21 protein-coding genes are annotated in these 26,157 nt (G+C 33.5%); 11 read left to right on the forward strand and 10 right to left on the reverse strand.

Annotated features, from left to right (window positions below):
* Nucleotides 1-17: 17 nt before the first annotated feature.
* From secDF to gyrB, 6 genes are all read right to left on the reverse strand, one after another.
* The gene (gene secDF, locus ABD816_RS02060) at nucleotides 18-3,050 is read right to left on the reverse strand and encodes a protein translocase subunit SecDF (RefSeq protein ID WP_344924277.1); all 3,033 of its coding nucleotides are present in this window, start codon (nucleotides 3,048-3,050) and stop codon (nucleotides 18-20) included.
* Between the two features lie 225 nt (nucleotides 3,051-3,275).
* Nucleotides 3,276-3,905, reverse strand: coding sequence for a hypothetical protein (locus tag ABD816_RS02065; RefSeq protein WP_344924278.1), 630 nt, complete (start codon nucleotides 3,903-3,905; stop codon nucleotides 3,276-3,278).
* A 53-nt stretch (nucleotides 3,906-3,958) separates the two neighbouring features.
* Nucleotides 3,959-4,915 carry a SecDF P1 head subdomain-containing protein gene (locus ABD816_RS02070; RefSeq protein WP_344924280.1) on the reverse strand — a complete coding sequence of 319 codons (957 nt, stop codon included), beginning with the start codon at nucleotides 4,913-4,915 and terminating at the stop codon, nucleotides 3,959-3,961.
* A 70-nt stretch (nucleotides 4,916-4,985) separates the two neighbouring features.
* Nucleotides 4,986-5,912, reverse strand: a complete 927-nt coding sequence (mdh, locus tag ABD816_RS02075; protein ID WP_344924282.1) for a malate dehydrogenase — start codon at nucleotides 5,910-5,912, stop codon at nucleotides 4,986-4,988.
* 248 nt (nucleotides 5,913-6,160) lie between these two features.
* Nucleotides 6,161-7,156, reverse strand: a complete 996-nt coding sequence (locus ABD816_RS02080; RefSeq protein ID WP_344924284.1) for a DUF6588 family protein — start codon at nucleotides 7,154-7,156, stop codon at nucleotides 6,161-6,163.
* A 105-nt stretch (nucleotides 7,157-7,261) separates the two neighbouring features.
* Nucleotides 7,262-9,202 carry a DNA topoisomerase (ATP-hydrolyzing) subunit B gene (gene gyrB, locus ABD816_RS02085; protein WP_344924286.1) on the reverse strand — a complete coding sequence of 647 codons (1,941 nt, stop codon included), beginning with the start codon at nucleotides 9,200-9,202 and terminating at the stop codon, nucleotides 7,262-7,264.
* A gap of 693 nt (nucleotides 9,203-9,895) precedes the next feature.
* Here gyrB and ABD816_RS02090 point away from each other — a divergent pair.
* The gene (locus ABD816_RS02090; RefSeq protein ID WP_344924288.1) at nucleotides 9,896-11,074 is read left to right on the forward strand and encodes a M12 family metallopeptidase; all 1,179 of its coding nucleotides are present in this window, start codon (nucleotides 9,896-9,898) and stop codon (nucleotides 11,072-11,074) included.
* Nucleotides 11,075-11,248: 174 nt separating this feature from the next.
* Here ABD816_RS02090 and asnB read toward each other — a convergent pair whose 3' ends face one another.
* On the reverse strand, nucleotides 11,249-12,919 hold the full coding sequence (gene asnB / locus ABD816_RS02095) for an asparagine synthase B (protein ID WP_344924290.1): 1,671 nt from the start codon (nucleotides 12,917-12,919) through the stop codon (nucleotides 11,249-11,251).
* Nucleotides 12,920-13,288: 369 nt separating this feature from the next.
* Between asnB and ABD816_RS02100 the strand changes: the two genes are divergently transcribed.
* On the forward strand, nucleotides 13,289-13,822 hold the full coding sequence (locus ABD816_RS02100) for a DUF2911 domain-containing protein (protein ID WP_344924292.1): 534 nt from the start codon (nucleotides 13,289-13,291) through the stop codon (nucleotides 13,820-13,822).
* Between the two features lie 1,492 nt (nucleotides 13,823-15,314).
* Here the strand turns inward: ABD816_RS02100 and ABD816_RS02105 are convergent.
* A complete protein-coding gene (locus ABD816_RS02105) occupies nucleotides 15,315-15,944 on the reverse strand; it encodes a 7-carboxy-7-deazaguanine synthase QueE (RefSeq protein WP_344924294.1) in 630 nt (209 codons plus the stop codon).
* Between the two features lie 65 nt (nucleotides 15,945-16,009).
* On the reverse strand, nucleotides 16,010-16,456 hold the full coding sequence (locus ABD816_RS02110; RefSeq protein WP_344924296.1) for a RidA family protein: 447 nt from the start codon (nucleotides 16,454-16,456) through the stop codon (nucleotides 16,010-16,012).
* A gap of 178 nt (nucleotides 16,457-16,634) precedes the next feature.
* Here ABD816_RS02110 and ABD816_RS02115 point away from each other — a divergent pair, with 178 nt between their 5' ends.
* The 9 genes from ABD816_RS02115 to ABD816_RS02155 all read left to right on the forward strand — a co-directional run bounded on the left by ABD816_RS02115 (nucleotide 16,635) and on the right by ABD816_RS02155 (nucleotide 24,699).
* Nucleotides 16,635-18,164 carry a helicase HerA-like domain-containing protein gene (locus tag ABD816_RS02115; protein WP_344924298.1) on the forward strand — a complete coding sequence of 510 codons (1,530 nt, stop codon included), beginning with the start codon at nucleotides 16,635-16,637 and terminating at the stop codon, nucleotides 18,162-18,164.
* A gap of 52 nt (nucleotides 18,165-18,216) precedes the next feature.
* A complete protein-coding gene (locus tag ABD816_RS02120) occupies nucleotides 18,217-18,786 on the forward strand; it encodes a hypothetical protein (RefSeq protein ID WP_344924300.1) in 570 nt (189 codons plus the stop codon).
* Between the two features lie 19 nt (nucleotides 18,787-18,805).
* On the forward strand, nucleotides 18,806-19,174 hold the full coding sequence (locus ABD816_RS02125) for a cupin domain-containing protein (protein ID WP_344924302.1): 369 nt from the start codon (nucleotides 18,806-18,808) through the stop codon (nucleotides 19,172-19,174).
* Nucleotides 19,171-20,007, forward strand: a complete 837-nt coding sequence (locus ABD816_RS02130; protein ID WP_344924304.1) for an alpha/beta hydrolase — start codon at nucleotides 19,171-19,173, stop codon at nucleotides 20,005-20,007. The genes ABD816_RS02125 and ABD816_RS02130 overlap by 4 nt, the downstream gene beginning before the upstream one ends.
* 22 nt (nucleotides 20,008-20,029) lie before the next feature.
* The gene (rluF, locus tag ABD816_RS02135) at nucleotides 20,030-20,902 is read left to right on the forward strand and encodes a 23S rRNA pseudouridine(2604) synthase RluF (protein ID WP_344924306.1); all 873 of its coding nucleotides are present in this window, start codon (nucleotides 20,030-20,032) and stop codon (nucleotides 20,900-20,902) included.
* Nucleotides 20,903-21,028: 126 nt separating this feature from the next.
* Entirely contained in the window at nucleotides 21,029-21,697 is a 669-nt protein-coding gene (locus ABD816_RS02140; RefSeq protein ID WP_344924307.1) for a YARHG domain-containing protein, read from the forward strand.
* A 26-nt stretch (nucleotides 21,698-21,723) separates the two neighbouring features.
* Entirely contained in the window at nucleotides 21,724-22,152 is a 429-nt protein-coding gene (locus ABD816_RS02145) for a VOC family protein (protein WP_344924308.1), read from the forward strand.
* 195 nt (nucleotides 22,153-22,347) lie between these two features.
* Complete coding sequence (locus ABD816_RS02150) at nucleotides 22,348-23,289, forward strand: sterol desaturase family protein (RefSeq protein ID WP_344924310.1); 942 nt, start codon at nucleotides 22,348-22,350, stop codon at nucleotides 23,287-23,289.
* A gap of 45 nt (nucleotides 23,290-23,334) precedes the next feature.
* Complete coding sequence (locus ABD816_RS02155) at nucleotides 23,335-24,699, forward strand: aldehyde dehydrogenase family protein (protein WP_344924312.1); 1,365 nt, start codon at nucleotides 23,335-23,337, stop codon at nucleotides 24,697-24,699.
* Here the strand turns inward: ABD816_RS02155 and ABD816_RS02160 are convergent.
* Nucleotides 24,679-26,064, reverse strand: coding sequence for an FAD-dependent oxidoreductase (locus tag ABD816_RS02160; RefSeq protein WP_344924313.1), 1,386 nt, complete (start codon nucleotides 26,062-26,064; stop codon nucleotides 24,679-24,681). The two genes, ABD816_RS02155 and ABD816_RS02160, sit on opposite strands and share 21 nt — an antisense overlap.
* Nucleotides 26,065-26,157 lie beyond the last annotated feature (93 nt).

Here is a 26,157-nt window from a genome sequence, read left to right on the forward strand (position 1 = left end):
TGTCAGTAAGCAAAAGCTTATGCTTTTAACTCTTCAGTCTCTGGCTTTTTCTTTTCCTTCAGACCTACTTTCTTTACAGTATCATACATTACAGGAGTTGCAATAAATAGCGACGAATATGTTCCTACTACTACACCAATAATTAAAGAAAACATAAATCCTCTTAATGGTTCTGCAAAGATGAAAATTGCTACTAATACCAATAAGGTAGTTAAAGAGGTATTTAAGGTACGACCTAAGGTACTGTTTAATGCAGCGTTTACATTTTTATCTAATTGCCAACCCGTATGCTCACTCAGGAATTCTCTAATTCTATCAAATACTACCACGGTATCATTCAGAGAGTATCCAATTACCGTAAGTATGGCGGCAATAAAAGCCTGATCAATCTCCATATTAAATGGCATGAACTTATAAGTAAGAGAGAAAATCCCTAATACAACAAGTACATCGTGGAATACAGCAGCTACGGCACCTAAACTAAATTGCCATCTGCTAAAACGTAGTAAAATATATAGGAACACCACAATTAATGATCCAACTACAGACCATATAGCCGCTTGCTTAATATCATCTGCAATTGTAGGTCCTACTTTCATAGAAGACATAATTCCTACTTGCTTATTCTCATCACCATTAGCAAACTCATCATAGGTCAAACCTTCTGTAAGATATGGCTTTAAAGCTTCATACAAATCCTTAGCGATCTCATTATCCACAGTCGTTCCTGTTTCATCAATTCTATATTTGGTAGTGATTTTTAATTGATTATTAACATCTAATGTTTTTGCCTGCGCACTTTCGAATTTGGCAATCAAATCATTTTCCACATCTGTTGGCACCACATCTTTTGCAAAACGTACTGTATAACTTCTTCCTCCTACAAAATCAACACCCTGATCTAATCCTTGAGTAAATAAAGAACCTATACCTGCAGCAATGATAATTCCTGAGATAACATAAGCAATCTTACGTTTCTGTAAGAAATTAATATTAATATTCTTGAATAAATTCTTTGTTGCTCCAGTAGAAAATGCTAGTTCTTTACCATTCTTACCATATCCGTCAATCAATAATCTAGTGATAAAGATTGCTGTAAACAAAGAAGTAGCAATACCTATTAATAAGGTAGTTGCAAATCCTTTAATCGGACCTGTACCAATTAAGAATAAAATTGCTCCTGTTAATCCAGTGGTGATATTGGCATCTAAAATAGAAGATAGAGCATTTTTAAATCCATCTTTAATCGAATCTGCTTGCGATTTACCTTTTGCTAACTCTTCTTTAATACGTTCAAAGATAAGTACGTTCGCATCCACAGACATACCTATAGTTAAAACAATACCTGCAATACCGGGTAGTGTAAGCACCGCTTTTAAACCTGCTAATACTCCAAAAATGAAGAGTATATTTACTACTAAAGCGACATCCGCAAAAGCTCCTGCTTTTCCGTAATAAAAGATCATCCATAGTAAGATCAATACTAAAGCAATAGCAAATGACATGATCCCGCTATCAATAGCTTCTTGACCTAAAGATGGTCCAACTATTTCACTTTGGATAATATCTGCTGAAGCAGGTAATTTTCCTGCTCTTAATACATTGGCTAAATCTTTACCTTCTTCTACAGTAAAATTACCAGAAATCTGACTGCTTCCTCCACTTATTGCTCCAGTTGTAACTCCTGGTGCAGAATACACAATGTTATCTAATACAATAGCAATCTGACCTCTGTTATTATAAGCACGTCCGGTCATTTCTTCCCATTTTTTAGCACCTTTACCATCCATCTGCATAGACACCATTACATTGTTAAGGTTATCAAATGTCTGAAACGCATCTGTAATAACACCTCCACTTAGTTCTGGAATATCATCACGATTTCCTTTTAAAGCATACAGATCCACTCTGGTACTATCCTTTTCTGCTTTGCTCCAGGCAAATTTAGTATATCGTAAAGATTGAGGTTTTAACGCCTGTATATCTTTTCTATTTAAAAACTCATCAAATTTCTCCTGATCTTTTATAGCTACAGAAACTAATGCTGCTCCACTATAAGGTCCGCTAATTATTGAATTTATCTGATCTGCCTGATCAGCAACATCTGTAGAATCTTCTGCATCCGCTAATAACTTAGCAATCTCATCATCTGCATCAACCTGTGTAGAATCTTTTTGAACAGTATCTAATACTTGTTCTGACTCTGTAATTTCTTCTTTAACTTTTGGCTTCTCTTCTGAACCCTCTTTACCTTCATTCATAAATTTTTCATTGACTGCGCCAAGAAAATTTAAATGTTCCTGAGATTTTTCAACATCCCAAAACTCTAATTGAGCTGTACTTTGTAGTAACGTTTTAACACGATCTACATTTTTTGCTCCTGGTAGCTCTACGAGAATACGCCCTGATTCTCCCAGACGTTGGATATTAGGCTGCGTTACCCCAAATTTATCAATACGTTTACGTAATACCTCAAAAGCAGAAACTACTGATTCATCAATCTTTCGCTTTAAAATTGGCTCTACTTCTTCGTTAGACATATCAAAAAGGATATCATCACTTAAGTTTCTATTCGCAAAAATATCAGAAGAGGCTAATCTTGCATCCGGTATTTTATTGAATTCGATTAAGAAGTCCTCTACATAGGTATTCTGACTATCTTTTTGAGTTTGATCTGTAGCATCTAATGCCTGAGTAAATGCCGGATCTTTTGAGTTGTTTGCTAAACCTTCTAGTATATCTCTTACTGATATCTGAAGGATTACATTAATTCCTCCTTTAAGGTCAAGCCCTTTATTTAATTCTTTTCCTTTAGCATCATTATAGCTGAATCCAGCAAAAATTGGTTCTTTCCCAATAGAATCCAGATACCTCTTTTCTTCTAAGTTTCTTAACTCTGAATATCCTTCAACGCTCTCTGCATATTTTTGTTTTGCATATGCTTCTGCTTCGTTTTCTTTTGTATATGTCATGTAGGTAAATGAGAGTTGGTATAAACATACCAATCCAAATAAAACCGCAAACAATCTTACAAGCCCTTTATTTTGCATTATTTATGTATTTAGGTCAAATCTGATGAGATGGAACTCATCTAGTTTTAACAATTAATTAATTTTTAAATAGTTATGTATTGAAGCTTTATCATTTATATAAAGCTTTAATGAGAAGTGAACACTATATTATCTACAACGAATTTTAAATTCGCTATCTATTGTTCCTCTTTTAATAAGATAAAATAGTTGTTTAGGAAATTCTTGAAAAAATCAAGTCTCCTATTAAGAAATAGGGCCAGCTCTTACTTCTGGAATTTTATAAGAAGTATTATCTATTGATATAACAATAGTAGTATTTACTTTTCTAGCTACGTTGACAAGACGATGAATAACTGTAAGATCTACTGCCGTATTAACATCATATAAAACAGGGCCAGAATACCTATCTAATTCGTTTGTTACCTCTATAGTATACGCATTATTGAAATCCAAACCAATATCTGATCCTTGATAGATTTCATAAACATTAAGTTTATAATCTTTCTGATGTTCTCTTAAAGGAAACGGTTGATTTTCATCCTCATGCTGATTAAACAAAATATGATTAAACGCTAAATGCTGATGTTGTTCTTTAGAAAGTATTCGTTTAATATAAGCTACATCTTCATTACTGTAATAAGTAATGGTAAGTTTACCATCTTTTACATTCTTTGATAGTACAGGATTCTTAACACCTATTGATTGCAATTGTTTTTTTACAATCGCAATAGTATTTTGAGCTTCTGGAGAGGTGATATCAACATCAACAAATTCTAGTACAATTTCTTGATTAGGCACTACTGTATGCTGCTGAAAGCCAACAAACAAGGCAATAGCAGTAATCAAAGTAAAGAAGCACCATTTTTTCTCCATTCGGCAAATATAAAAAAATTAAAATTACATTTCTAATGTCTTAGGATAAATATCTATTGTAATTTTTGAACATCAAAACTGATAAGACGCATTGATGGAATCGCACCAGAAGTAATGATATTAGCAAGATCCTGCGCTTCTTCTACAGTAAAATTTCCTGATATTTCTGAGCGACCTTCTAATATCGGTCCGGATAGAACTCTCGGAGCACTGTATACTTCATCATTAAGAATAATAGCAATATTAGTTTGATTCTGAAAAGCTTTACCTGTTAATTTCTCCCAGACTTTTGCTCCTTTTTCATCCATCTTCACAGCTATTACAGGATTACCCATCGGATCAAAAGTATGGGATGCCCCCTCTACATGGTTACCACTTAAACCTGGTTTCCCTTCTTTCCCTAACTGTAGAGCATATAATGGAAAAACCTCACTTTCCCTTTCCTTTTTTCCCCATAAAAATCGTAAAAGCCTCGTATCTACTGGCAATGAGGATACAACCGCCTCAGATGATATATACCTTCTCACTTTGGCGGTATCTTGTTCTGCTACACTAAAAAGAACAGCGTTTCCAGAATATTCTGGCTCAACTAATAAACTAAACAATGGATTTTCTTCATCTTTTTTTAATCTGGCAATTTCATTTGCTTTTACAAAAAAATCAGTAAATTGATTAGTTGGGTACAATTCATAAAAATCTAATTTTCCAGGATTAGTGATATACTGCTTTATTCTTTCAATACTATGATGTGTAGGAACCTTTATACTGATTTGATTACTATTATTGATCCTTGCCACTTCGGGAGTTCTGGAAACTTTAGATAAACGATCTACTATTTTTTTTTGAATCAACTGCATTTCTTTTTCTGATACATTCTGTTCATCTACCTCAACTACAACTTCTATTATCTTATCTGGCTGAGGACCAAAAACAGAACAAGAAACCATCATAAGAAGCGTTAAAACAATAATTACAAAAGAATTCCACTTCTGAACATACAACTTTATCATATCCATTATTTTTAAAACAAAAGAGCTTCACTTATTCAGTGAAGCTCTTGTCGTATATAACTAGTAAGGATTATAATTCTAACAATCCATTCGTTTTCTTCACTCCTTCTGCACTTTCGGCTAATTTTGCTTTCTCTGCATCTGTAAGATCTATTTCTACTATTTTTTCTATACCATTCTCACCTAAAACAACAGGCGCTCCAATACAGAGATCTGTAAGCCCATATTCTCCTTCTAATAACACAGAGCAAGGAAATATTTTCTTCTGATCACAAGCAATTGCTTGAACTAATCCAGAAACTGCTGCTCCCGGGGCATACCATGCAGATGTACCTAGTAATCCCGTAAGTGTAGCTCCACCCACTTTAGTATCCGCAGCAACTTGTTCTAAACGTTCATCTGAAATAAATACTGATACAGGTACACTATTTCTAGTTGCTAATCTTGTCAATGGCACCATTCCTTTATCACTATGACCTCCGATCACCATACCATCAACATCAGAAATAGGCGCTCCTAATGCTTCTGCTAATCTATATTTGAAACGAGCACTATCCAAAGCTCCACCCATTCCGATAATTCTACTTTTTGGTAGATTAGTAGTTTTATGAACCAAATAGGTCATAGTATCCATCGGATTACTTACTACGATAATAATAGTATTAGGAGAGTGTTCTATTAAATTAGCTGAAACTGTTTTCACAATACCTGCATTAATCCCAATCAATTCTTCACGAGTCATTCCTGGTTTACGAGGAATTCCTGAAGTAATTACTACAATATCACTCCCTGCAGTTTTAGAATAATCATTTGTGGTTCCTGTTATTTTGGTATCAAATCCATTAAGAGAAGCCGTCTGCATAAGATCCATAGCTTTACCTTCTGCATATCCTTCTTTAATATCTAGCAACACTACTTCTGATGCAAAATTCTTTATGGCGATATACTCTGCACAACTTGCACCTACTGCACCAGCTCCTACTACTGTAACTTTCATTCTATATAATTTTGATTGTAAATAATTTGATTCGAGCTGCGAAAATACGAATTCTATAACAATTTCTTTTTTAAAGAAAAGTTTATTTAGTATTCTATAACGATTTATTAAATTATTAGAAATAATCATCCCTAAAATTTAAAAAATCATCAATGAACCCTATGAATTTTCAGTATTTTGAAGTTACTCAGCTAACAAGATTATAATAAAACAGGAACCATTATCAATTATGAATATGCTTTACTCTATTAAAAACCTACATGAAGCCCCATAGATAAGGTACTATAATTTTGTAGTGTATAATCCAGATTTACCTTAAAAAAACTAACAGCTACAATAGTGCCAAAAGTCGCTTTTAGTCCTGATTCTTTATGATCCACAGTTACAGGATCCTCCAGCGTTACGGCACCTCCACTTACTTCATAAGAACCATTAAGATCAGTAGTCGTTTCACCTGAATAATACCCAAATCCTCCATAAAAATTAAAAACAGGGAACTTAGTAGAAACTATCCCAGAAATGAGCCAAGAATTACCTTCGAATTCAATTTCTTGCCCTTCTCCTTCCAGGGTACTATCCTCAGAAAAATCATATGTAGCCCTTAATTTAGAAAAACCAAGAATTCCGGAAATACTTACAGGAGAACGTTTCCAACTAAAAATTGATTTTGTTAGCTCGTGCTGAATTCCCACACCATATAAGAATGATTCTGTATTACCACCTGATAATTTTGGCCAAAAACGCGCTTTTATCTCTGTACCTTTAACCAACCCTACACTTGCTTGCAGAAACACAGTAGGTATCGTATTAACCCCTGTTCCTCCCAGACCATCTGGTAATAGTATCTCTCCTTGCCCTGCTCCTCCTTCACCAACAATCATGACAACATCTTCTGCATTTTCTCCAAATACAGTAGCAACCGACTGAATAACACCATTTTCTGAATCTCTAAAAACCAGGTTGTCATAATCATCTTCTCTAAGAAAAAAAGCTTTCTTATCATCTCTCACAAAAGATGCATTCCCTACAATACCTATTTCAAAATCAAATAATTCTTTTACTGTTGCAGTGTTATACCATCCATTAGACATCGCATTAACAACGCCTTCTCCTGCGGGAGCAAAATAATCCTGACTAAATCGTCTGGCGTCATCTACCCCGGATTCTAAAATTTGATCAATCGTTACTTGCGCAACCATAGGATAACTAATTAGCATCAGTAAGAATATCGCTTGTTTTTTCATAAGATTTGGTATTATTGGCAATGCAATATAAAAAAAATCCACTACACAAGTGCAGTGGATTTTAGAACCATTAATTATTATAAATATTGTTTCTTTCTTAGCTTTTTATGCATCAATATTAGCATACACAGCATTTTTCTCTATAAATTCTCTACGTGGCGGCACTTCATCTCCCATCAACATAGAGAAAACTCTATCTGCTTCTGTTAGATTATCTATTGTTACTAAACGCATTGTTCTGAATTCAGGATTCATCGTTGTATCCCATAATTGCTCAGCATTCATCTCACCAAGACCTTTATATCGCTGAATTTTAGAGCTTTCTCCAAATTCCTGTATAATTCTATCACGCTGATCATCATTCCATGCATACTGCTTTTTAGCACCTTTCTTCACTAAGTATAATGGTGGTGCTGCAATATAAATATGTCCAGCTTCTATCAATTCTTTCATGTATCTAAAGAAAAAAGTCAGAATCAACGTAGAAATATGACTACCATCCACATCCGCATCACACATAATCACCACTTTATGATATCGTAATTTAGAAAGGTTTAATGCTTTACTATCTTCCTCTGTACCTATGGTTACGCCCAGGGCTGTAAAAATATTCTTAATCTCCTCATTTTCAAAAACCTTATGGTTCATCGCTTTTTCAACATTCAGAATCTTTCCACGTAGAGGCAAAATTGCCTGAAACATTCTATCACGACCTTGTTTTGCCGTTCCTCCTGCAGAATCTCCCTCAACAAGGAATACTTCACACAATGCAGGATCTTGTTCTGAACAATCTGAAAGCTTACCAGGTAACCCTCCTATACTCATTACAGATTTACGTTGTACCATTTCACGTGCTTTCTTGGCAGCATGTCTGGCCTGAGCTGCAAGAATCACCTTCTGCACGATCGTCTTAGCATCATTAGGGTTTTCTTCTAAGTAATTTTCCAGCATTTCAGAAACTGCTTGAGAAACTGCAGAAGTCACCTCTCGGTTTCCTAATTTAGTTTTAGTTTGTCCTTCAAATTGAGGTTCCTGAACTTTTACAGATACAATAGCGGTTAATCCTTCACGGAAATCATCTCCAGCAATTTCAAACTTTAATTTATCCAATAGTCCGGAAGCATCTGCATACTTTTTAAGCGTAGATGTTAAACCTCTTCTAAAACCGGATAGATGAGTTCCTCCTTCATGTGTATTAATATTATTCACATATGAATGTAAATTCTCTGCATAAGAGTCATTATAAATCATAGCAACTTCTACAGGGATATTGTTTTTTTCCCCTTCCATAGAAATTACTTCAGCTATGATAGCACTGCGACTTGTATCTAGAAATCTTACAAATTCTTTTAACCCCTCTTTAGAATGAAAAGTTTCTGTAACATCATTTCCTTCTTCATCTTGATGTCTCTTATCTGTTAATGTGATTGTTATCCCTTTATTAAGGTATGCTAATTCTCGCATACGACTAGCTACCGTATCATAGTTATATTCTAACGTTTGCTGAAATATAGTCGGATCAGGTCTGAAAGTAACGATAGTACCATTAAAATCTGTATCACCTGTTGATTTTACCGGATAGAGAGGCTTACCTTTCTCATATTCTTGCTCCCATACCTTACCATCTTTATGAACAACCGCATGTAAATGATCAGATAATGCATTTACACAAGAAACTCCTACTCCGTGAAGCCCTCCTGAAACTTTATAAGAATCTTTATCAAATTTACCACCTGCTCCAATTTTAGTCATTACGACTTCTAAAGCAGAAACTCCTTCTTTTTTATGAATTCCAACCGGGATACCACGACCATTATCCTTTGTTGTAATAGAATTATCCTCATTAATTGTTACCTGTATAGCGTCGCAATATCCACCCATGGCTTCATCAATCGAATTATCAACCACCTCATATATTAAATGATGTAATCCGCGAGACCCAACATCCCCTATATACATAGATGGACGCATGCGTACATGCTCCATTCCCTCAAGTGCCTGAATACTATCTGCTGAATAGTCTTTCTTATTAGCTTCTTCACTCATAAAATTGCTTAATTAATTATTTAATTTTTTGACAACAAACAAAGATAAACAAACAGTACAATGATGAAAGCATTTTACAGAAGATCATTTAAAGAGTTATTAACATTTGGTTAATGCTTTTTCTAATACAATACCGTAAAAACAAAAAAAGCTCTTAAATGCACTTAAAACACCCTTAAATCCAATTTCATAAATTAAGAAAAAAATCGACTAATAATTGAAATTATTTTTAGGCCGTTTAAAACAAGGCTAACCCACCACTTTTAAAAGATAAAGTAGTCAAAATATCAGAATCAAAAGCGTTTTGTTATAAAAGTCAGAAAACAGAGTCCTTTTTCTAAATATTCTGAGTTTTAAGTTTATTTTAAAAAAGTAATTTTCAAGCATAATTTTTAAGAATATCCACAAGTAATTCTATGTAATAATTTTATCAATAACGGATACGCAGAATGGTATTCACAAATACCTTTAACCTATAAAAAAAATGATTTTGTACTAAAATAGAGCTTTTCTTAATACAACTACATTGCAATAATAAACGGATTCTAATTACTTCTTTACGAATTCTGATTTGTTGATTTTTATTTAACATTAATTAAGTTTTTTTTAACAAAAATGTTTAAAACATACCTTTGAGAAACCAGTTAAAAGGGAGCGTAATACAAATTCAGAATATTAAAATTTAAGCTTATTATGAAAACGAAAAAAACAATTCAATTAATCAAATTTGGCTTATTAAGTGTAGGTCTATTTTTAGGTTCTTGTACTAATGAAAGTGTTGAAGAATTTCCAGAAAATAACAGTACACAGCTCATTAAAAAATTCTTTAATGATGAAGCAGTAGAGGTTGAGCCGCTAGGTAACGGAACTTATTTAATGTATGAGGATGTTATTGTAACTGAAGATCAATTGACAGATCAGAAAGTGGGTATAAGCGAAAACCCGGTCCCTAATGAAGGTGTAGATAAATTGGCACTTTCCAGCGGAATTAGAAAATGGACTAATAATACTATAGTTTATACATTAGACAATAATATAAGTCAGTCCGTACTAGATGAACTATATAAATCAATGGACGTATGGAGAGACAACACCAATGTTGAGTTTAAAGTACGTACTAATGAATCTGATTATATCACTATTACCAGCAATGGTAATAATTGTAATTGTGGTTCTGCCAGTCTTGGTATGGTAGGGTCTCGTGGGGTTATTAATCTTGGAACAAGAACTACTGCAGTGGTAATCATCCATGAAATAGGACATACATTAGGTTACATACACGAACAAACACGTTCTGATCGTGATGATTATGTTAGAATTTTATCTGAAAACATTCAGGATGGATATGCTAGTCAATTTGCTAGAAACACTAATTCTCAAAACCTTGGTGATTTTGATATTAGTTCTACAATGATGTATGGAGCGTATACATTTAGTAAAAATGGTCAACCTACGATTACACTTCTAGATGGAACTATTTATCCTAGTAGACAAGCAAGATTATCTGATGGAGATATTGCAGGAACAAACCAGGCATACCCTAGTAGTGATGGTGGTGACGGTGGTGATGGTGGTGACGGCGGCGATAGTGAAGATATTTGTGAAGGGGTTTCTGAATGGTCCCGTTTTCAATCTTATAGCGTAGGGGATCAAGTTACGTACCAAGGATATCTTTATGAAAGAGATTTTTCCAGATGGAACCAGTTAGGACAATGTGGTGAAACCAATCCAAGTGCAGATATTTGCGAGGGTGTGGCTGCATATAGTAGAAATAATAACTACAGTACCGGAGACTCTGTTACTTATAATGGGTATTTATATACATTAGGATCCAACGGAAGATGGAGCAACCAAGGTAGTTGTGGAAACTAGTTAAGAACCGATTCCAAAACAACATAATAACAGTAAAAGCTACAGTCATAAATTGGCTGTAGCTTTTTTTATATAAAAAGAAAACCTTGGGACACCCCAAGGTTAACATCTCAATTAACTCAACTTTCAGTGACTCAAACTGAAACTCTTTTTAATTTATTATATTACAACGATTTATTCTACATAAGCATCATCATGAACATTTTTTACTGCTCTACCACTAGGATCATTCATGTTTTTAAATGCTTCATCCCATTCTAATGCTATTTTAGTACTACAAGCAACTGATGGTTCCTGAGGAACACTTAATGCCGCTGTATCACTAGGAAAATGCTCTTCAAATATAGATCTATAATAAAATTCTTCTTTGTTTTGTGGTGTTTGTATTGGAAATCTAAAATGTGCATTTGCAATTTGTTCATCAGACACCTCTTTGTCAACCACTTCTTTTAATGTGTCTATCCAGCTATACCCCACTCCATCAGAAAACTGTTCTTTTTGCCTCCAGGCAACACTTTCTGGTAAGTAAGATTCAAATGCTTTTCTGATTACCCATTTCTCCATGCGCTCTCCATTAATCATTTTATCCTGAGGATTAATACGCATCGCAACATCCATAAACTCTTTATCCAGAAACGGAACACGTCCTTCTATACCCCATGCTGCTAAGGATTTATTAGCACGTAAACAATCATACATATGTAGCTTATCTAATTTACGTACAGTTTCTTCGTGAAATTCTTTTGCATTAGGCGCTTTATGAAAATATAGATATCCACCAAATATCTCGTCTGCACCTTCTCCAGACAACACCATTTTTACCCCCATAGACTTAATAACACGTGCCATCAAATACATTGGAGTAGAAGCTCGTATGGTCGTGATATCATAAGTTTCCAGATTATAGATAACATCCTTAATTGCATCAAGTCCTTCTTGTATAGTAAATTTGATTTCGTGATGAATGGTACCAATATGATCTGCTACCTTTTGTGCCGCTGCAAGATCCGGCGAACCTTCTAATCCAACAGAAAAAGAATGCAATTGCGGCCACCATGCCTCTTTAGTGTCTCCTGATTCCACACGTTTCTCTGCATATTTTTTAGCAATTGCAGAAGTTACAGAAGAATCAAGACCACCTGACAACAGTACTCCATAAGGAACATCAGACATTAACTGTCTATGAACTGCAGCTTCTAAAGCATCCCTAAGCTCATCAATACTAGTTTCATTATCTTTCACGACATCATAATCTCTCCAATCCCGTATATACCATTTTGTAAGCTCTCCAGTAGTGCTATCCAGATAATGTCCCGGAGGAAACAATTCTATTTTGCTACATACTCCTTCTAATCCTTTTAGTTCTGAAGCAACATAAAAAGTACCATTCTGATCCCATCCAATGTACAATGGAATAATTCCCATGTGATCTCTGGCAATTAAATAAGAATCTTTTTCCTCATCATATAAGGCAAAAGCAAAAATTCCGCTCAAATCATCCAGAAAATCAACACCTTTTTCTTCGTATAAAGCTAATATAACTTCACAATCGGATGCCGTTTGAAAATTATATTTTCCATTAAATTTCTTACGTATATCACTGTGATTATAAATCTCTCCATTGGCAGCTAATACCACTTTCTTATTCTCGCTAAATAAAGGTTGCTTTCCTGACACAGGATCTACAATAGCTAACCTTTCGTGAGCCATAATAGCGTTTTTACTTGCATAAATTCCACTCCAATCCGGACCTCTATGTCTTATTTTTTTAGACATCTCTAATAACTGGGGTCTTAGCACCTCTGCTTTTTCTTTTAACTCAAAAGCACAAACAATTCCGCACATAATCTTCTTTTTGTTTTAATTACGAAGTCAAAGATGCTGTTATAGTTACACAATACAAAGTATTTACAGTCTAATACTTATAATTATAAACAATAAGTGCATTTATATATTTAAAAATGAAAGTAAAATCACTAATAATACTAATAAAAACTATCAGGTTGTCACTATTATCTTTTAGAATCACATGACTAATATTCCCTCGTTGATAGCATAAACAAAGCTTCTTACTACAACCCTACTTGATAAACCTAGCATTAAAAGTATCTATTTACGCATACTCATTTAACATAATTTAAATACGATATTAACATTTCACATGTAAGCACATTGATATCTTTACGTCGAAACATTAAATTTAAATCACTTATCATGAAAAAATCATTTTTATTAGTAATTATTATGATTGCCAGTAGTCTCACTACTATAAATGCACAAAAATTCGCGGATCTTCAAAAAAGCCCCACTGATATCGCATACGCAAGAAGCGAGAGAAGCGCGAAACCAGATATTAAAGTCGTTTACAGCAGACCTCAAAAAAAAGATCGGAAAATATTTGGAGAACTGGTACCGTATGATAAAGTATGGAGAACCGGAGCAGATGAAGCTACCGAAATTAAATTTTTTAAAGATGTAAAACTAGGAGAAAAATCCATTCCTGCTGGGACTTACTCATTATTTACCATTCCTGGTGAAAAGGAATGGACTGTTATTATAAGTTCTGTGACTGATGTATGGGGAGCCTACGATTATGATGAAAGTAATGATGTTGCAAGATTTAAAGTAGCTCCATCTACAGGAAAAGAAGTTGAAGCTTTTTCTATTGCCTTTGAAAAAGTAGATGCTGGATATCATATGAAATTAGGTTGGGATACTACAATTGTAGCAGTTCCATTTATGCTTTAATATTTTAAGGAAATTATAAACACAAAAAGAGAACTTATAAGTTCTCTTTTTGTGTTTATAATAAAAATTCTTGTACTTAACAGAATATAAAATTATCTGTGAATAGCATTACTGGACGCACCAGGTAAATCTCTCAGAAAGTCCATTACGACTCTGAAAGTTAATCTAAATTTTGTGTAAAATAGCCCCATAATAATAGTTTTTAAATGTTCTCTTAAATTTAAAATTTAAATAACACAAAATCAATATATTTAACACTATTTTTTCGAATACTTAGATATAAAACCATTTTAATCAGACAAAACGTAACAAATAACATTAAAGGAGAGATTATACCTTTAATAATCCTACAGTCAATTTTACAAATATTACAGTATATGTAATAAAAGTAACCATAGCTTTGAATTAATCATGCATGAAGAAAACATTAAACGAAACCTGTCTTATTTTTATTTCCTCAAAAATTATTCTAGCGATGAATTGCATTACTACAAGCTGAAGGTAATTGTTTCAAAAAACTCTTTAGAGCCATAAAATCTATAGCAAATATTCCGTAAAAAAATTTCATAATTATTTGATTTTAAAATTGTTGTACAAATATAAAATGAAAGAAAATTAGTGTAAAAAAATTAACATTATTGATTTTAGTTATTAGCTAAAAAATTAAATAATACCGATAAAACGAAATTAACCTGTAATTCAAATGTATATCAAATAGAATATTCCTACAAATAACACCTTAATTCATGGGGTGTTATCCCTCCTAATAAAACAGTAAGCTTTCTTCTATTTTAATTTTAGATTATCTGATTGATCAATAATTATGCTTTTGTAAGATAAATTATGAAATTTCATCACTACATAATGTACGGTTTTACTCTCAAAGCAAAATATCTATAAAAAAGAGAGTAACTACTATAAGTAGTTACTCTCTTTTCACTTAATTCAAACATGGTTTTTTCTAACGCTATATCTTTTGGCTTAATGACGTATTACGTGACTAGAAGCCGAAGGAAGCTCTTTTATAAAACTAATCATTGATTTAAGACTGATAGTGAAAATTGTATAAAAGTTTTTCATAACATATTGTGTTTTAATTAGTTTACTAAAGTTAAGCACAACTTTAATAAAAAACTAAAAAAAACACTATAGCGTTTATTTTTTTAGCTGTAATTCTCAAGAAAAAGATTAAAAACAATAAAACTGCAAAAAATCAACCGAAAATGTAATCTTAATCCTACTTTTTTATTTGTTATATGACGGGATATTTCCCAATATGCGATGGTAATACCGCATAAGGTATTATGTGAAACATTAATTTATTCTAAAAAAGTTAAAACTAACAAAAATAATTTCAAAATTGAACTACCTCAACCCAAGCATACTAGGTAATAAAAACCTGATCATTTAGTTACAGTAATCAGTAAGTAAGATTCCTTTATAATAATTTTATACACTATACTAAAGGCAGAATAATGAGTTATTCTATTGACTAAGGGATATTGAGATATTTATGAGTTTGTAATGACACTTTCCATTTAGGATTTTTCATTACATAATCTACTATCAGAGGAACTACTTTATCACGTACGCTCCATTCTGGTTGCAGATAAAGAATACAATCTTCTGAAACCTGTGCAGCTTGTTCTTCTGCAAAACCAAAATCACTCTTATTATATATGATACATTTTAGTTCATGTGCTTTTTCATAAACCATCTGTTGAGGAAGTTTTACTTTTTTTGGTGATAAGCAGATCCAATCCCAAATACCTGTAAGAGGGTATGCTCCTGATGTCTCAATATGGGTTTGTGCTCCCTTACTTTTAAGCCCCTTTGTAAGCTCTGTCATATCCCAGGTCAACGGTTCGCCTCCCGTTACTACAACCACATCACTATATTGAACAGCGTTTTTAACAATAATATCTGTAGAAGTAGGTGGATGCAACTCAGCATTCCAGCTTTCCTTAACATCACACCAATGACAACCTACATCACAACCTCCTATCCTAACAAAATAAGCTGCTGTTCCTTTATGAAATCCTTCTCCCTGTATCGTGTAAAATTCTTCCATAAGGGGAAGCATTTTACCTTCATTCACTAATATTTCTTCATTTTTTTTCATAAGCCTGCAAAGGTAGCCAATTATGTATATATTTTATATCATAGTACTTAGTAAATAATACTACATTATTTTACAGCAATGCATTCTATTTCAACTTTTGCTCCGACCGCTAATCCTTTTGCTGCGAATGTAGTTCTTGCTGGCTTTTGTGGAAAATAGATTTTATAAACTTCATTAAACGCAGAAAAATCATTGATATCATTAAGTATTACTGTACACTTTACCACATTCCCTAAATCCATTTGATGTTGATCTAAAACTTCTTTTATATTTTCCAAGGCTTGCTTCGTTTCAGAAGTTATACCTCCTGCCACCAATCTCCGGGTGGTATGATCCATCCCCACCTGCCCTGATAAATAATATGTATTTCCAACCTCAACAATATCAGAAAAAGGTGCGTGTTCTTTTTTAGGCTCATGAGAAGGGTGAAAAACAGGAATGTTGCCTTTATCAAAATTTGTGCAACCCATTATAAATAAAATTGAGAAAACAAGTGTCATACTATTTTTCATAAGGAATTGAAATTATTAATATTTAAGGTAGTATAAAAAAACTAAAATTTATTTTTTTAAAATTAAACAATCTACAAATCAATCAATAGACCAGAATCACAATTTTAAACAAAACAACACCACATTCATTTTAATAGCATCGTTAAGATTGCTATTTTTATCAAAATTTACAATAATTATGAGCAATACTCAGGAATTTCTGGATCATATCAATACTGGCTATACTACCAAAGGAGATTTTATCACGCTTGGTGCTGCCATGCTTAATGGAGAGACTATCACAGATGCGCATGTCAAAATACCATTAAAAACATTAAACCGACATGGGTTGATTGCAGGCGCAACGGGAACTGGAAAAACTAAAACTCTTCAAGTTTTAGCAGAAAACCTCAGTGAAAAAGGAATTCCTGTACTGCTTATGGATATAAAAGGAGATCTTAGTGGTTTAGGTGCTGCCAGTCCAGGGCATCCCAAAATTGATGAGCGACATGAAAAAATAGGCATTCCATTTGATGCTAAAAAATTTCCAATAGAAATTCTTTCATTATCTAAACAGGATGGAGTGCGTCTTAAAGCTACTGTAAGTGAGTTTGGACCTGTATTATTCTCCAGAATATTAAATGTTACAGAAACTCAGGCAGGAATTATGTCCATTATATTTAAGTATTGTGATGACAATAAATTACCATTACTTGATCTAAAGGATCTTAAAAAAGTATTACAATATGCAACACGAGAGGGAAAAGAGGAATTAGAAAAAGATTATGGCAGAATTTCTACAGCTTCTACTGGTTCGATACTACGTAAAATAGTAGAATTAGAACAACAAGGGGCTGATCTATTTTTTGGGGAACGTTCTTTTGAAGTAAATGACCTATGCAGGTTAGATGACAATGGTAAAGGCTTGATTAATATTATACGTCTTACAGATATTCAGGACAGACCTAAACTGTTTTCTACTTTTATGCTAAGTTTACTTGCAGAAATATATAGTACATTCCCTGAACAGGGAGATAGTGACCGACCTGAATTGGTGATTTTTCTTGATGAAGCTCACTTAATTTTCAAACAAGCGTCTAATGCGCTAATGGATCAGATAGAAAGTATCGTAAAATTGATTCGTTCTAAAGGGGTAGGTCTTTATTTTGTCACCCAAAACCCAACAGATGTTCCTGATGGTGTTTTGAGCCAACTAGGGTTAAAAGTGCAGCACGCCTTAAGAGCTTTTACAGCAAAAGATCGCAAAGCTATCAAACTTACCGCAGAAAACTATCCTATTTCATCTTACTATGACACAAAAGAAGTACTTACATCTTTGGGGATCGGAGAAGCATTGGTATCCGCATTAGATGAAAAAGGACGCCCTACACCATTAGCATCTACAATGTTAAGAGCTCCTATGAGCAGAATGGATGTTCTTTCTCCAGAAGAAATATCTACGATATTAAAAGACTCTTCACTTTCTGAAAAGTATAATGAGCATATTGACCGAGAAAGTGCTTATGAAATTCTTTCTGAAAAAATAGAAAAAGCCGAAGCAGCTGAAGCTAAAGAAATTGCAAAAAAAGAAAGAGAAAAACTAAAGAAAACCACATCACGATCTAGTACTAAAAGAAGTAGTGCTACAGAAAAAGCTGTTGTAAAAGTTTTAACAAGTGCTACGTTTATAAGAGGAGCCCTTGGAATTTTAAATAAATTATTCAAATAATTTATTTAATTTCAACTTATCATTTTTTTAATTTTAGTAACACCTACAGACAATGCCAAAAAAAATAAGTTATTTATTAGCACTCGTTTTATCCATTATAAGTTGCCAAAAAGGAGATAAGGAACATGATTCATTCGAGATTACTTCAAATAGGATTGGTCACCTTACCAATAAGGTTCGATTACATCAATTAGATTCTGTATTCGCTAATGATTCTATTGTAAGAAAAACAGCGAGTAATGAATTATTAAGTGCTACCAATGAAATTGAAATATATGAAAAGGGTGGTAAAAAACTATTGATCTTAGAAGCCAGATCCGCAACCGACTCCTCCTCTACCATAGAAAACATAGAGGTGATCGACCACCGGTACAAGACTCCATCCGGGCTTACTCCTGATGGAACATTTAAAGATATCAAGGAGCATTATACTATTTCTAAAATTAACAATACGCTAAGTGCTGCAGTTATATTTGTAGACAGCATACAAGCTTATATAACCATTGATAAAAAAGAACTACCAGTAGCCTTAAGAACAGATACTGATATCAAAATAGAAGCTACTCAGATTCCGGACACGGCTAAAATCAAACATTTTCTTATTAGTTGGGACGAAGACTAAATACAATATAATAGATAACATGTCAAAAAAATATCAAATTCAAAAATCTCCTTTTATTGTTCCAACTACAGATGGTAAATTAATTGAAGAACATTTTGGAAAAGCGACTAATGGTAATTCGGGTATTAGCATTGCTCATATGATTGCACCACCAGGTTGGAGCGAGCCATTTCAGACTCCGGAGTTTGAAGAATACACGTACATCATTCGGGGTAAAAAACAGTTTATAATCGAAGATGAAAAAGTGATTCTGGAAAAGGGTCAATCTATCAAAATTGAAAAAAATACCAGAATTCAATATTCTAATCCTTTTGACGAAGCTTGTGAATATTTGGCAATTTGTCTTCCGGCTTTTACTATGGAAGCAGTTCATCGTGAAAAATCATGAGTACATTAAAAAAATACGCACCTTTAATCAAAGGTAAGCAACTATTATTCCTCTTTTTATTAGCTCCAAAAAAAGCACTAAAAAAAGCATTTATACTATTTTGCACACCCAGAGCAGGAAAAGTATTACCAGATCAAGCTTATTTTTTAGAAGAGGCAGAAGATGAAGTAGTCATTTTTAACAATCTTGAAATACAAACATATCGATGGGCTGGCAATGGGCCTACTATTCTATTGGTTCATGGCTGGGATAGTAATACACATCGTTGGAAAACTCTGATAGAAAAATTACATCAGTTAGACTTTACCATTATAGCTTTTGATGCCCCTGCCCATGGATACTCTTCTGGTAAAACGCTACACGTTCCATTATATACGGAGTGTGTCCAGAAAATAGTAGCATTGTATCGTCCTAATCATATCATAGGGCATTCAGCTGGCGGAATGGCAACTATATTTCATCAATTTAGCTATCCGGATTCTGAGATAGAAAAAGTAATTATACTCGCATCACCGACTAAGTTAGCTTCCATTATGAATGGATATCAGAAAACACTGAAACTCTCTGATAAATTCATACAGGCATTAAATCAATATTTTAAGGATCAATTTGGATTTTATTTTGAAGAATTTTCTATGGCAGAATTTGCTAAAAATATTGAAAAGCCTGGATTAATTATACATGATAAATATGACGACATAGCACCTTATGATGAAGCTGTAGAAATTGCAAAAAACTGGAAGAATGTTCAATTCAAAACCACAGAAAATTTTGGTCATTCTCTATTTTTTGATGAAGTAGACGACATGATTATTAATTTTTTGAAACTTTAAGATTTTATAACCACCTTTGCATGTGGAAAATTCTAAACTTACCAGACTTAATAAATACCTCAGTGAAGTAGGTTATTGCTCTAGAAGAGCAGCCGATAAACTTATTGATCAAGGTCGTGTTACAATTAATAACCGTGTCCCCGAAATGGGCACTAAAGTAGGTGTTAACGATATAGTACGTGTAGATGGAGAATTTATAATTGAACCCAAAGAAGAACACGTATATATTGCTTTTAATAAGCCAGTAGGTATTGTTTGCACTACTGCTCAGAACGAAAAAGACAATATTATTGACTACATCAACTATCCTAAACGTATTTTTCCGATTGGTAGATTAGACAAACCCAGTGAAGGGCTTATTTTTCTTACAAGTGATGGAGATATTGTTAATAAAATTTTACGAGCCAGAAATAATCATGAAAAAGAATATGTAGTTACTGTAGATAGACTTATCAGTGACCAGTTTATTAAACGTATGAGTACTGGCATCCCTATTCTAGATACCATTACACGTAACTGCGAAGTAGAACAGATTAGTAAATTTTCTTTTAAAATTATACTCACTCAGGGACTTAACCGACAAATAAGAAGAATGTGTGAGCATTTGGGGTATGAAGTGGTACGCTTAAAACGTGTACGTATTATGAATATTAAGTTAGATGTCCCGGTAGGTCAATGGCGTTATTTTACAGAAGAGGAACTACAAATCATACAAACAGATGTAGAGGATTCTGGAAAAACTAAAGAGTTCTCAATAGAGACAGAAGCTAAAACCAAGCCCAAACGTCAAAGAAATACACCAAAAGAAGAGACCGCTCCGCATCAAAGAAAAAAACTATCTAATAGAAAATCCTTACGACCAGAAAACAGGAGGCGGAAAGATCGGAGAAATTAGTTTTTTAAACAACAACAAAACTCATTGCAATACAAAGAATGGAAATTATTATATCATAAAATATGTTTTGTTAAAAATCAATATAAGTTTATATTTAATCCTTATTAGTAAATAGATACAGATCACATGAACATCAGATTATCACTGCTCCTATTCATATTCCATATACCATTTTATGCCATCGTAGCGCAGATAACTTCTGCAGACACTACGTCCTGGAAGGTTAAAAATAAGTTAGAATATACAGGAACCTATAATTTTGGAACATCTGACCTAGTATTATCATACGTCAATGGTTCTTTTGAAGGAAAAATAATAAATAGCAAGCTTAATGATGATGGCAACGCTCGTATAGAAAAACGAGAAACAATTTCTAATATTAGAATAGAGGGTAATACTTTTTATTCTAACAAGAGTAAAGGAGACTTTGTGGTATCAAATAGTGGAGGTAAGCAAATCTTTGGTCTCAAAATTTATGAACCTTGGAATACTAAAAAAGATATTGAAATTGGTCAATTAACCTCTGTTCGTAAAAGATATATTGGTAACTATCCGTACACCAGTTTTAGAATATTAACTAAAAACGACCTTAAATTCATACAAAAATCAGAATTACAAATCATGCGTAATGAGATTTATGCTAGACATGGTCATATATTTACTGAGGGAGGAAAAATGGATATCCATTTTAGAAAACAGCCTTGGTACACAGCCCAACAGAGTGATGCTACCGATTTATTAACTGAAATTGAAAAAAACAATATCGATCTTATTAAACAAGTAGAGCAGGAATAAAAAACATAATTAATTCTTACATAGTTATGAGTACATTAACACCATTTCATCTAGCCGTGCCCGTAGACAATCTAGCAGTAGCAAGAGACTTTTATACTAAAATGTTTAACCTGACGGAAGGACGCAGTACCGAACATTGGATAGATTATAATTTTTTCGGACATCAGCTGGTTTTGCATTATCAACCAAAAGCTGAATCACAAAAAAGTAACGCAAAAAATGTGGTGGATGGAAAAGAAGTGCCGGTTCCTCATTTTGGGATCATCTTAGAATGGGATGTATGGCATGATTTAGCAGACAAGCTTACCAAAAAAAATATTCAATTTGTAATTGAGCCTTATCTAAAATTTAAAGGAAAAGTAGGAGAGCAAGCTACTATGTTCTTTTATGATCCCTGCGGAAATGCGTTAGAATTCAAGTCTTTCAAAGATATGACACAGATCTTTGCTAAATAAAATACTTCACTCTATCAGTAAACTTGATATATTCAAAAAATAAATCCTTAATATATAACGTTAAAAATGTATAAAGAGCATTTTCTAATTAAACAAGCGTTAAAAACAGGCATTTATTGATTATAAAAGAGCAATTAATAAAACTTTACTGGAAATTCTTACTATATTTCGATCCCAATTTAGAATACAACAAAAATGGATTTTATTCAACCTCTAACATACGGAGTACCTTTATTCTTAATATTAATTGTAGTAGAATTAACCTATAGTAAAAATCACGAGGATCATAAAGATCTTTATAATTGGAAAGATTTATCTGCCAGTTTCACTATGGGTCTGGGATCCGCTATTTTAGGGCCTTTACTCAAAACAGTTTTTTCAGTAGTACTTTTTACTTTTATGTATAATGTTTTCAATCCAGAAGTAAATGGTGTTCGCACCAATATTATGGGATGGGAGTCTTTTGGGTATGCCTGGTATGTATGGCTTTTATGTCAATTAGCTGATGATTTTACATACTATTGGTTTCATAGACAAAATCATATGGTAAGAGCTTTGTGGGCAGCTCATATTGTTCATCACTCTTCAGACAATTTTAATCTGGGCACAGCAGTACGTAATGGATGGTTTACTTTATTATACAAGCCATTATTTTATATGTGGATGCCTATTGTAGGATTTCCTCCTGAAATGGTCATTGTCTGTCTAGGAATAGAAGCCTTATGGCAATTTCAACTACATTCTGTATTTATTCCAAAAATGGGAATAATAGAAAAAATAATGAATACGCATACAATGCATCAAGTACATCACGCTAAAAACGTGGAGTATATGGATAAAAATCACGGAGGATTTCTCAATATTTTTGACAAAATATTTGGTACCTGGAAAGAACTGGATGAAAACATAAAGGTTGAATACGGAGTAACACATGCTCCTGATTCTTACAATCCTTGGGTCATTCTTACCCATGAATATAAGGATATATGGAATGATACTAAAAAATCTAAGAATTGGTATCACAAGTTTATGTACATTTTTGGTCCTCCGGGATGGAGTCATGACGGTAGTACAATGACTGTAAAACAAATGCAAAAACAATTAGAACTAGAAAAATCACAAAAAATAGCTGCATAACTTGTGACCGTTTTGCTCTGATAAATATCGTATATTAATAGCCCTATGAATTATCAGGACATCATAAGAAAACAACGTCATTTTTTTAACACAAACAGCACAAAAGATATTTCGTTCAGGATTACTGAATTAAAACGACTTAAATCTATATTATCGGATAATGAAGAATTTTTATATAAGGCCATATATAAAGACTTTAAAAAATCCAAATACGAAACATATACTACAGAATTATCTTTAATCTATCACGAAATAGATCTTGCCTTAGCCAATATCAAAAAATGGTCAAAAAAAAGAAAAGTTGCTACGGGAATGGCAAACTTCCCTTCAAAAGGATATGTAATTCCTGAACCTTACGGAACCACACTTATTATTGGTGCTTGGAATTACCCTTATCAGCTATCATTCGCTCCGGTTGTAGCAGCTATTGCTGCCGGATGTACTATTATTCTGAAACCAAGTGAAATTTCTGCTCATGCAGCTGCTGCAATGGCACAACTTATTAATACCAACTTTAATCCGGACTTTTTTACGGTTATTGAAGGAGGTATTGCAGAAACAACCGAAGTATTAACTCATAAGTTCGATAAGATATTCTTTACAGGAAGTGTGCCCGTAGGAAAAATTATTTACCAAGCAGCAGCTAAACATTTAACTCCCGTCACCTTAGAATTGGGAGGTAAAAGTCCTGCCATTATTACCAAAGATGTGAATATGGATCTAACGGCAAAACGTTTGGTTTGGGCTAAATTTTTGAACGCAGGTCAAACTTGTATCGCACCAGATTATGTTTTAGTAGAAGCCACCGCTCAAAAATCTTTTCTCGCAGCTATTAAAAAGCATATTATACAAGCTGAATATGCTTTAGAAAATCAAAATTATACTCAAATCATTAATCAAAAGAACTTTAATAGATTAAAGGAGTTAATAGATCAAGATAAGGTATTCTATGGTGGTGAATTAGATACAGAAAATAGAATCATTTCTCCTACTATTATGACGGATATTACGCTGGAAGATGCTATTATGCAGCATGAGATTTTTGGCCCTATCCTACCTATAGTATCCTTCAATACGATTGATAATGCTATCGCTATTATTAAAACATTTGCAAAACCACTTTCGTGTTATATTTTCACAAAAAACAAAACAATAAAAAACAAAATACTAAATGAAGTATCTTTTGGTGGTGGCGCGGTGAATGATGCCGTTATGCACATTATAGAGAATAACCTTCCATTTGGAGGAGTTGGTGAGAGTGGTATTGGTAATTATCACGCCAAAGCAGGATTTGATGCCTTCTCTCACAATAAAAGTGTATTACAAAAATCGTTTTGGCTGGAGCTCAATCTAAAATACTCACCGTACACCAGTTCTAAGCTAAAATGGCTAAAAAGACTTATTGGATAAGATAGAAGTTGATTGAGCCTCATAACTTTCTAAACGATCTAATATCTTCTGTTCTACACCATCGCTATCCCAAATATCTTCAATACGATCTAAATTCATCACTTCATCCATAATAGCTGCTTGCTGGTCCCCAATTTCTAATGCTTCTGCATAAGGCTTATGTGTAAAAGTTACTCTGGAATATAGCGGCAACCATTTTTCAGGATATTTCTCAGAAAATCGCTTTTCTATCTTCTTTCTTAAAATAAATTTAGGATCCGCAGTTTTGCTACTCATTTCTATAAAATTACGATATGAAAGTTCTGCAATAGCATCTGCATTAGGCTTTCTTGCCTCTTGATAGGCCTCAAAAATATCCTGCCAATTATCCCCTTCGTAATTCTTTATAATATTATCTAATACAGTTATGTCTTCAAAACCTGCGTTAATCCCTTGTCCATAAAAAGGTACAATAGCATGAGCAGAATCCCCAACCAGAGCAACTTTATCCCAATATGTCCATGGATAGCATTTCATAGTAACAAGAGCACTTGTAGGATTACGCTTAAAATCTTCCAGTAATGTAGGCATCAAATCCTTAGTATCAGGAAAGTATTTATTCCAGAACTCCACTATTTTCACATCAGAACTTAACATTTCAAAGGAATCTTCTCCTTCATAAGGCATAAATAATGTGCAAGTAAAACTACCATCCAGGTTAGGCAATGCAATCAACATAAATTTTCCTCGTGGCCATATATGTAATGAATTCTTATCCAATTTGTGTGTTCCGTCACTATTTGCAGGAATCCCTAATTCTTTATAACCTGCATCCAGAAAATCCTGAGAGTAATCAAATCGGCTTCTTCGTTGCATTTTATGCCTTGTTCTTGAAAAAGCACCGTCGCAACCAAATATAATATCATATTGATATTCTTCCCAAGCTCCTTTTTCACTTTCACCAGTATAAATCTTTGCTTCAGGAAGATTAACATCCCACACTTTTTCCTCAAATTTAAAAAGGGCTCCTGCTTCTTCAGCAAGCGTAATCATTTTACGATTCAGCACTCCTCTTGATATAGAATATATTGCTTCTCCATCTTTTCCATATTTCTGAAAATACTCAGGTTGACCATTAACATGAATAGCACGCTTATCCATAGGAATAGCTAATTTCCTGATTTCTTCTCCTATACCAATGGTATCTAATGCTTTCCATCCGCGTACGGACATAGCCAAATTAATCGAACGTCCGCTGAATTGGATTTTTCTAATATCTGGTCTTCTATCAAAAACTGTGACCTGATGATTGCGCTTTCTCAAATAAATTGCAAGCAATGATCCTGCTAGTCCACTTCCTACAATCGCTATATTCTTTGTCTGCATAAAAATGTTATGATACCAGTCTACCGGATATTTTTAAAGAATCTTTTTCAAAGAGTCCGGATTTTGATGTCTCCAGCAAACTAGCGCATATCT

The sequence above is a fragment of the Aquimarina addita genome (genome assembly GCF_039539305.1).
Classification (GTDB): Bacteria; Bacteroidota; Bacteroidia; order Flavobacteriales; family Flavobacteriaceae; genus Aquimarina; species Aquimarina addita.